This is a genomic window from Pseudarthrobacter sp. TAF60_1, from assembly GCF_052113505.1.
Taxonomy (GTDB): domain Bacteria; phylum Actinomycetota; class Actinomycetes; order Actinomycetales; family Micrococcaceae; genus Arthrobacter.
Genome location: NZ_JBFRDI010000028.1, coordinates 1 through 8,972 on the forward strand (window position 1 = coordinate 1; position 8,972 = coordinate 8,972).

7 protein-coding genes and 2 pseudogenes are annotated in these 8,972 nt (G+C 63.4%); 6 read left to right on the forward strand and 3 right to left on the reverse strand.

Annotation, left to right across the window (positions count from 1 at the left end):
• Positions 1 to 140, reverse strand: a pseudogene (locus AB4Y73_RS20045) (aspartate aminotransferase family protein); the annotation flags it as partial.
• A gap of 143 nt (positions 141 to 283) precedes the next feature.
• On the opposite strand from AB4Y73_RS20045, the gene AB4Y73_RS20050 reads away from it, so the two are divergent.
• The 3 genes from AB4Y73_RS20050 to AB4Y73_RS20060 are packed head-to-tail and all read left to right on the forward strand — an operon-like array spanning position 284 to position 3,953.
• Positions 284 to 1,465, forward strand: coding sequence for a M24 family metallopeptidase (locus AB4Y73_RS20050; RefSeq protein ID WP_441874387.1), 1,182 nt, complete (start codon positions 284 to 286; stop codon positions 1,463 to 1,465).
• 2 nt (positions 1,466 to 1,467) lie between these two features.
• Entirely contained in the window at positions 1,468 to 2,721 is a 1,254-nt protein-coding gene (locus AB4Y73_RS20055; RefSeq protein ID WP_441874390.1) for an aminotransferase-like domain-containing protein, read from the forward strand.
• On the forward strand, positions 2,718 to 3,953 hold the full coding sequence (locus AB4Y73_RS20060; protein WP_441874393.1) for a M20 family metallopeptidase: 1,236 nt from the start codon (positions 2,718 to 2,720) through the stop codon (positions 3,951 to 3,953). The genes AB4Y73_RS20055 and AB4Y73_RS20060 overlap by 4 nt, the downstream gene beginning before the upstream one ends.
• 86 nt (positions 3,954 to 4,039) lie before the next feature.
• Here the strand turns inward: AB4Y73_RS20060 and AB4Y73_RS20065 are convergent, their stop codons facing one another.
• The gene (locus AB4Y73_RS20065) at positions 4,040 to 4,549 is read right to left on the reverse strand and encodes a DUF3830 family protein (protein ID WP_441874396.1); all 510 of its coding nucleotides are present in this window, start codon (positions 4,547 to 4,549) and stop codon (positions 4,040 to 4,042) included.
• A gap of 189 nt (positions 4,550 to 4,738) precedes the next feature.
• Between AB4Y73_RS20065 and pdxS the strand changes: the two genes are divergently transcribed.
• Both pdxS and acs read left to right on the forward strand, forming a co-directional pair.
• Positions 4,739 to 5,650, forward strand: coding sequence for a pyridoxal 5'-phosphate synthase lyase subunit PdxS (gene pdxS / locus AB4Y73_RS20070; RefSeq protein ID WP_441874398.1), 912 nt, complete (start codon positions 4,739 to 4,741; stop codon positions 5,648 to 5,650).
• 25 nt (positions 5,651 to 5,675) lie between these two features.
• Positions 5,676 to 7,655, forward strand: a complete 1,980-nt coding sequence (gene acs, locus AB4Y73_RS20075; RefSeq protein ID WP_441874400.1) for an acetate--CoA ligase — start codon at positions 5,676 to 5,678, stop codon at positions 7,653 to 7,655.
• Positions 7,656 to 7,769: 114 nt separating this feature from the next.
• Here the strand turns inward: acs and AB4Y73_RS20080 are convergent, their stop codons facing one another.
• Positions 7,770 to 8,768, reverse strand: a complete 999-nt coding sequence (locus AB4Y73_RS20080; protein WP_441874402.1) for a D-2-hydroxyacid dehydrogenase — start codon at positions 8,766 to 8,768, stop codon at positions 7,770 to 7,772.
• A 64-nt stretch (positions 8,769 to 8,832) separates the two neighbouring features.
• On the opposite strand from AB4Y73_RS20080, the pseudogene AB4Y73_RS20085 reads away from it, so the two are divergent.
• Positions 8,833 to 8,972, forward strand: a pseudogene (locus AB4Y73_RS20085) (aspartate aminotransferase family protein); the annotation flags it as partial.

Below are 8,972 nucleotides of genomic sequence, written 5' to 3' on the forward strand. Positions count from 1 at the left end.
CAATGCCCCGTGCTCGTCACACCGATCCCGGTCGTGAAATCCAGATACGACTTGCCATCAGTCGCGTGGATCCAGCTGCCAAGGGCATGATCAACCACCAACGGGGTTGCTTGCTTGAGAAGAGGGCTAAGAGAAGTCATGCCTCCAATAATGCTCGTCACATTATCTTATTGTCAACAATCAGACGTGCGAGCCCGTGATGCTGTCCAGTCCGCAAAGTTGTGTGATTCCTCCCACAGGGTTACATTGTAGACAATCTACTAATCCCCATTGGAGGTGTGCTTTGCTCTTCAGCGAAGAGGAGTACGCGGCGCGTCTAGCTGGCGTACGGTTGCGGATGGAAAAGCAAGGCCTGGGCGCCCTGCTGGTCACCGATCCAGCCAACATTTACTATCTCACTGGCTACAACGCCTGGTCCTTTTATACCCCGCAGCTGGTTTTTGTGCCGGCGAGCGGACCCATGCTCCTCTTTACGCGGGCAATGGACGCCGGTGGCGCCTTCCGTACCACCTGGCTTCCCCAGGACTGCATCATCGGTTACCCGGAGCAGTACGTCCACCGACCGCATGTCCACCCTTTCGACTGGGTGGCCTTCGCCCTGCGCGAGCGCTTCCTCATAGCCCCGGCAGCGAAGGGGTGCGTGGGCCTGGAAATGGATTCCCACTTCTTCTCGCCCAAGGCCTACCGCTCCCTGGTCAATGCCATCCCGGAGTGGACCCTGGTGGACAGCTTCGAGCTGGTCAACTGGGTGCGCTCGATCAAGTCCCCGGCTGAGGTGCAGCTGATGCGCGGAGCCGCGCAGGTCTGCATGGCTGCCATGCAGGCCGCCGTCGAGACAATCGATGTGGGCGTCCGCCAGTGTGATGCCGCCGCAGCCATTAGCGAAGCCCAGATCAAAGGCGCAGGAGGGGTAGGTGGGGACTACCCGGCCATCGTGCCTATGCTCCCCACCGGCGAAGCAGCGGACACTCCTCACCTGACCTGGAGCGAGGACCGCTTCGAGGCGGGCCAGGCCGTGGTCATCGAACTGGCCGGTGCCCACAAGCGCTACCACACACCCCTGGCTCGTACCATGGTGCTCGGCAAAAAGCCGGAACGTCTGGAAAAGCTGGCTGACGCCGTCGCGGACGGCCTCAACGCAGTTCTGACCGAAGTGCAGCCCGACGTCCCCGTACGTGAACTGGCGCGGGCCTGGAACTGGACATTGGCCAAGTACGGCCTGGAAAAACCCTCCCGCATCGGTTACTCGATTGGCGTCGGCTACCCGCCGGATTGGGGCGAGCGCACCATCTCCATCCGCTCCGAGGATGAATCCATCCTTGCGGAGAACATGACCTTTCACCTGATCGGCGGCATGTGGATGGATAACTACGGATATGAACTCTCCGAATCGATCCGCGTCACCGCTGACGGCGTGGAAACCTTCACCAGCTTCCCCCGCGAACTCATTCAGAAAGGCGGCTAGTCATGACCGTTGACCACTTTGCCACCCGCTCCAGCGCCACTCTGCCTCTTGCACATCGGACCGCCGGCCTCATCGGCTCTGTTATTGATTCCAGTACCTCCCTGCTGGCGGCCCAGACGCATGACATTGTCCGGTTTGCCATGGGCTCCCCGGCCGACGAAGCCGTGCCGCTGGCAGAATTCCGCGACATCGCGGACAAGGTCATCGACCACAGCTCCATGACCTACGGCGCCACCGAGGGCGAGCCGGTGCTGCTGAAGGCACTAGTGGAATACCTGGCCGGGACCTCGGATCCCACCGCCGAGGAGCGAGTCACCATCACCGCGGGCGGCATGCAGGGCCTGGACCTGGCCTGCAAGATCTTCATCAATCCCGGCGATCTGGTGATTGTCGAAAGCCCCACCTACACCAACGGCAGCGCCACCGCCCTCAGTTACGGCGCCGAACTGCTCGAGGCGCCCATGGACGAGAACGGCCTCATCGTCGAGGCCCTCCCAGACCTGGTGGCTGCCGCGGGCCGGAAGCCCAAAGCCATCTACACCATTCCCAACTTCCAAAACCCATCTGGCACTACCCTCTCGCTCCCCCGCCGCCACCAGCTGCTGGAACTGGCGCACGAGTGGAACTCCGTCATCATCGACGACGACCCCTACGGGCTGCTGCGCTTTGAGGGCGAGGACCTGCCGTCACTGCAGGCACTGAGCCCCGGGGATCCCCTGCTGTTCTCCGTCCGGACTTTCTCCAAGATCCTTGCTCCTGGCCTGCGCGTCGGCTGGGTGGACACCGATCCGTCCCTGCGGCAGCTGGTCATCAACGCCAAACAGGCCATGGATACCTGCGCCAACGTTCCAGCCCAGCACATCGTGGCCGAGTTCATCCGCCGCGGCGGCCTGGACACTCACCTTGCAGGCTTGCGCACAGAGTACAAGCGGCGCAAAGACGCCATGCAGGAAAGCCTGCGCCGCAACCTCGGCAGCAGGGTGACCACCACCGACCCCGAAGGCGGCTTCTTCCTCTGGCTCACCCTCCAGGGCGAGGACGCGCAGATCTCCACCAACAAGCTCTTCGAGACGGCGCTGGCCGAAGGCGTAGCCTTTATTCCGGGGCCGGCCCTGTCGGCCAGCGGAAAGTTCGGCGACGCCCTGCGGCTCTGCTTCGCCTCCACCACACCCGAACGGGCGGAGGAAGGCATCATCCGGCTCCGCCGCGCCATGGACCGTGAATTGGAAGCCCTAAAAGACGGAGCCGACGCTTGAAAACCGCCGCTCTTGAGCAGAAGGCCCAGCCGGATTCTGCCCGGAAGGCCTTGGAAAAGCAGGTCCTTGACCTGATCAGCGAAGACGACCTTGTCGCGCTGACCACCGCCTTGGTGGCCGCCGCAGGCGAAAACCCCGGCGGCACGGAGGAGGCAACGGTGGAGGTCCTGAAGGACTTCAGCCTAGGTGCGGGCCTTGAAGTGTCAACTCAAACGGTGGCGCCGGGACGGCCGAACTTCACGGCCGTCCTGCCCGGCGGAGCACATCCGGGGCTGCTGTTCCTGGCCCATTCTGATGTGGTGCCCGCAGGTACCGGCTGGGAGCGTCCGCCGTTTGAGCCATACGTACGGGGCGGCAGGCTCTTCGGCCGCGGTTCCACGGACATGAAGGGCGGACTGGCAGCAGTCCTTATTGCTTTGAAGGCCCTTAAGGATGCCGGGGCGGAACTGCCCGGCAACGCCGCGCTGGCATGCACGGTGGACGAGGAGGATCTGGGCATTGGTATCCGGGCCTACACCTCCGCCGCGTTGGCGGATTCGGTGTTTTCCTACTCAGGGTGCGTGGTGGCCGAGCCCACCGACCTCGAAACGGTGATCGGCTGCCGCGGCGACAGCTACATCGAGCTGAAAGTCACCGGCAAATCGGCCCACTCGGGCCGTCCCGCCGACGGCCGGAACGCCATCGACGCCGCCACGAAAATCTTGGAACTAATCCGTGCGGACCACGCCAGGCTGCAGGCAGACCAAGACGCCCTGCTGGGGGCCGGAAGCTGGAACATCGGCCTCATACGGGGCGGAACCGGAACGTCCATGGTGGCTGCCGAGTGCACCGTTTCCCTGGACCGCCGGCTCATGCCCGACGACGATGCCCAGCTGATCCTGGACCGACTCCGCGCACAGATCAGCGAAGCCTACATTGATACGGACGGCATCTCGGTGGAGGCAGCGGTCACCATGGAGATGCCGGGCTTCCGTACCTCTGAAGACCACCCCTTGGTGAGCAACTCGGTCGCCGCACTGGCCGACGCCGGTGTGAGCAGCGCTGTTACCGGCTGGACGGCTGCCTGCGACGGTGGCTTTATTGCCCGCGACCTCGGAGTCCCGGCCATCGTGATGGGACCCGGCGGACTCAATGACCAGGCCCATCAGGTCAACGAATCGGTAAGTATCGCAGAACTTGTGGCGGCGGCCCGCGCCTACGCCCTCATGTGCCTGCGGCACAGCGCTAACTGACCGGCGCTGACTAACCGCAGAATTAAGACCGGCTGGCTGCACGTTATGTGCAGCCAGCCGGTCTTCGTCGCCTAGATATGCGGCTTTTACTCAGAGTCCTCAGCGCGGGAGAAGGTCAGCGTCTCATCGCGCGCCCCTCCCATCCAGATGTCCTGGCAGGCCGCCGCCATCTCGTCGAGGCCTTCAACGATGGTGGCAAATACGTTTCCGGGGACCCAGCCCGTGTCGCCGTTAAGCAACAGGTTGTTGCGGCCATAGAAGACAGCCAGGTCAACGATGGTCTGGACCTCATCGGTGTCCGAATCCGCCTCGTAGCCATGCGAGGGCGTCTTCAGATCGTTGGACGTGAATGTGAAGTAGCAAACGTCGCCGGGGATCGGGGTGACTGTCGTGTTCTCGGCGCCGGGCTCCTTCGGCGCGAAGGCCGGAACCAAGTTGTATATCTCGTTCCGGGCGTACTTGCCGTGGAACACCTGGCTACTGTGCGGCAGGGCGTCCCAGACCGCTTTGCTCGTGCGGGGCGCGGCGTCGTCGAGGAGGAGCGCCTTGCAGGTAACTCCACGCTTCTCAAGGGTGATGTTGATGTACCGGGCCATAGTTCTGCCTTACTTCCTGGGATTGAGGTCCACGTTGCTTACTTTCGGGTTGACCTCAGGCTATGTGCGCGACGTCACGATTGTCAACAATCCTACCGCTAGATTTAGGGAGTACGATCCCAAGCGCCGCGGTCAACACCGTAGTATTGTCAACAATAACCAATCGATCCATCGGTAAAGAGGTCCGGCATGAGCCAAAACCAACAAGGTGCATCCAACAGCGTCACGGGCAGCAGCCGCGTGAAGCGGGGCATGGCTGAGATGCTCAAGGGCGGCGTCATCATGGACGTCGTCAACGTCGAACAGGCCCGCATCGCCGAAGACGCCGGTGCCGTTGCTGTGATGGCGCTGGAACGTGTTCCGGCCGATATCCGCGCCCAGGGCGGCGTGTCCCGCATGTCCGATCCGGACATGATCGACAAGATCATCGACGCCGTCTCCGTGCCGGTCATGGCCAAGGCCCGGATCGGCCACTTCGTTGAGGCCCAGGTCTTGCAGTCCCTGGGCGTTGACTACATTGACGAGTCCGAGGTCCTGACCCCGGCCGACTACGTCAACCACATCGACAAGTGGAAGTTCAAGGTTCCCTTTGTCTGTGGCGCCACCAACCTAGGTGAGGCACTGCGGCGCATTAACGAGGGCGCGGCCATGATCCGGTCTAAGGGCGAGGCCGGCACCGGTGACGTTTCCAACGCCACCGGCCACATGCGCCAGATCCGCGCCGAAATCGCCAAGCTTGCCGCACTGCCCGAGGACGAGCTGTATGTTGCGGCCAAGGAACTGCAGGCGCCGTACGAACTGGTCAAGGAAGTTGCCGCTGCCGGCAAGCTTCCCGTGGTCCTGTTCACAGCCGGCGGCATCGCCACCCCCGCCGACGCTGCGATGATGATGCAACTCGGTGCCGACGGCGTGTTCGTTGGCTCCGGCATCTTCAAGTCCGGCAACCCCGCCCAGCGTGCCGCTGCCGTCGTGAAGGCCACCACCTTCTTCGACGATCCCGACGTCATAGCCAAGGCCTCCCGCGGCCTGGGCGAAGCCATGGTGGGCATCAACGTGGACGAGATTCCGCAGCCGCACCGCCTCGCCGAACGAGGCTGGTAACCACTTCATGTTGGAAAGGACATTCATGTCAACAACCGAACCGGTCCGTGAAGATCCCCTGCACCCGGCCGCCGCTGACGTGTTGCCTGAGAACGGCAAGTTTCCGCCCAGCCTTGAGTTTGCTGCCGACGCCGTTGTCACGGCAGCTGATTACGCCGAGGCTGACGCGGACCGCCCTGCTTTTTGGGCCCGGCAGGCGCGTGAGCTGCTGACCTGGTCCAAGGACTTTGACCAGGCGCTTGACTGGTCCAACCCGCCGTTCGCGAAGTGGTTCGTGGGTGGGGAAGTCAATGCCGCGTACAACGCTCTGGACCGGCACGTGGAGAACGGCCGCGGTGACCGGGTGGCCATCTACTTCGAGGGCGAACCCGGCGACACCCGCACCTACACGTATGCGCAGCTGACTGAAGAGGTGAAGAAGGCCGCGAACGCTTTCGAGTCCTTCGGCGTAGTCAAGGGTGACCGCGTGGCCGTCTACCTGCCGATGATTCCCGAAGCGGTGATCACCCTGCTGGCCTGCGCCCGGATTGGTGCCGTGCATTCTGTGGTGTTCGGCGGGTTCTCGGCCGACGCACTGCGCTCCAGGATTGAGGACGCCGAAGCCAAGCTCGTGGTGACCGCGGACGGCACCTACCGCCGCGGCAAGCCCAGCGCCTTGAAGACCGCTGTCGACGACGCTCTTTCCCGCCCCGGACATACGGTGCAGAACGTGGTGGTGGTCAAGCGCAACGGTCAGCGCGTCACCTGGGTTTCGGGCCGGGACCACTGGTGGGCCGACACCGTAGAGGCCGCCTCCACTGAGCACACAGCGGTGGGCCACGATTCCGAGCACCCGCTGTTCATCCTTTACACCTCCGGGACCACGGGCAAACCCAAGGGCATCCTGCACACCACCGGCGGGTACCTCACCCAGGGCGCCTACACGCACAAGGCCGTGTTCGACCTCCACCCTGAGACGGACGTGTACTGGTGCACGGCCGACGTCGGCTGGGTCACCGGCCACTCCTACGTCGCCTACGCGCCGCTCATCAACGGCGCCACCCAGGTGATGTACGAAGGCACCCCGGATTCCCCGCATCAGGGCCGCTGGTGGGAGATCATCGAAAAATACAAGGTCTCCATCCTCTACACCGCCCCCACCGCGATCCGGACGTTTATGAAGTGGGGCCGGGACATCCCGGACAAGTACGACCTGTCCTCCCTGCGTGTGCTCGGTTCGGTCGGCGAATCCATCAACCCCGAAGCCTGGATGTGGTACCGGGACGTCATCGGCGGCAACACGACCCCGATCGTTGACACCTGGTGGCAGACCGAAACCGGCGCGCAGATGATCGCCCCACTCCCGGGCGTGACCGCCACCAAGCCCGGCTCCGCCCAGGTCCCGCTGCCCGGCATCGCCGTGGACGTCGTAGACGAGAACGGCGCGTCCGTGCCCAACGGCCACGGCGGTTTCCTGGTCATCCGGGAACCCTGGCCTGCCATGCTCCGCGGCATCTGGGGCGACCCCGAACGGTTCAAGGACACCTACTGGTCCCGCTTCGAAGCCATGTACTTCGCCGGCGACGGCGCCAAGAGGGACGAGGACGGCGACATCTGGCTCCTGGGCCGGGTGGATGACGTTATGAACGTCTCCGGGCACCGCCTCTCCACCACCGAAATCGAATCCGCCCTCGTCTCCCACCCCTCAGTGGCCGAAGCCGCCGTTGTCGGCGCAGCGGACGAAACCACCGGCCAAGCCGTCGTGGCGTTCGTCATCCTCCGCGGCGACGCCGTGGACACCGGCGACGCCATCATCGCCGAACTCCGCAACCACGTCGGCAAGGAAATCGGCCCTATCGCCAAACCCAAAACCATCCTCGTGGTCCCGGAATTACCCAAAACCCGCTCCGGCAAAATCGTCCGCCGCCTCCTCAAAGACATCGCAGAAGGCCGCGACACCGGCGACGCCACCACCCTGGCCGATAACACCGTCATGGCCCAGATCGCCAGCTCACTGCGCAAGTAGATCTGACCATTCAAGTAAAGTACGGCGACGGCGCTTCCCACCACGAGTGGGCGGCGCCGTCGCCGTCGGACGTTATGCCTTTGGTGCGGAAGTGGGTTACCTGGCTGGGTGGAGCTACTTCGTGACGTAGCCCAGCTTCTTGTCCACCCGATTGACCAGGGGCCTGCTGTGCAACCAAAGGCCGAGGTTCTTTTCAAATTGGTTGGCCAGCGTCTCGCGCCAGCCCACGACATCGCCGGACATGTGAGCGGAAATGTGGACGTTGTCCATGCCCCAGAACGGGTGGCCGGCCGGCAGCGGTTCGACATGGAAGACATCCAGCGAGGCAGCCGCGATGTCACCGTTCCGTAGAGCCTCCACCAGAGCGTCTTCGTCAACGAGGGCGCCCCGGCCGACATTCACCACATGCGCGGACGGCTTCATCGCCTGCAACACTTCGGTGCTGAGGATGCCGCGGGTGTCCACGGTCAGGGGGGCGATCATTACCACGTGGTCCGCCCAGCCGGCGTGGCTGGCCAAGTCTGCGCTGGAAACCACCTCGTTGAAGTCGGCGTCCCGGCTGCGCACGGTGCGCCCGGCACCGAGGACATTCAGGCCCACGGCTTTCAGGAGCCTGGCCGTAGCTCGTCCGATGCCCCCGGTGCCGACCACCAGTGCGTTCTGCCCCGCCGTCCGCTGGACTTCGCGGTGCTTCCACACCTTCTGCTGCTGAAGGTCCTTGCTGATGTACAGCTGCTTGTCGTGCGCCAGGACCGAGGCAAGCACAAACTCCGCGATGGACTCGTCGAAGGCGCCGTGGGCGTTGGTGACCAGAACGTCGGACTCACACAGTTCATCGAAGAGCAAGGAGTCCACGCCCGCCGCCGCAACATGCACCCAGCGAAGCGAATCGGCGTGCTGCCAAACATCCCGCAGTGCAGTGGAGAAGAAGTCCCAGAGGAAAATGACCTCGGCGCCCGGAAGCGCCCCGGCCAGGCCGGCCGCATCTGTCATCACCACATCGGCCTGCTGCCGGATGTTAGCGAGGTTATGGGGAGGAGTAACGCCCTCCGTCGTCAAAATGACAACCTTTGGCCGGCGTTTTGTGTCCGGCGTCTCATTTAGTGTGTCCACGCCTCCACTCTAATCCTTCCTGCCGATTGTTGACAATCATTCAATTTCGGGGACAATTGGAGGCATGACTTCTCTTAGCCCTCTTCTCAAGCAAGCAACCCCGTTGGTGGTTGATCATGCCCTTGGCAGCTGGATCCACGCGACTGATGGCAAGTCGTATCTGGATTTCACGACCGGGATCGGTGTGACGAGCACGGGGCATTG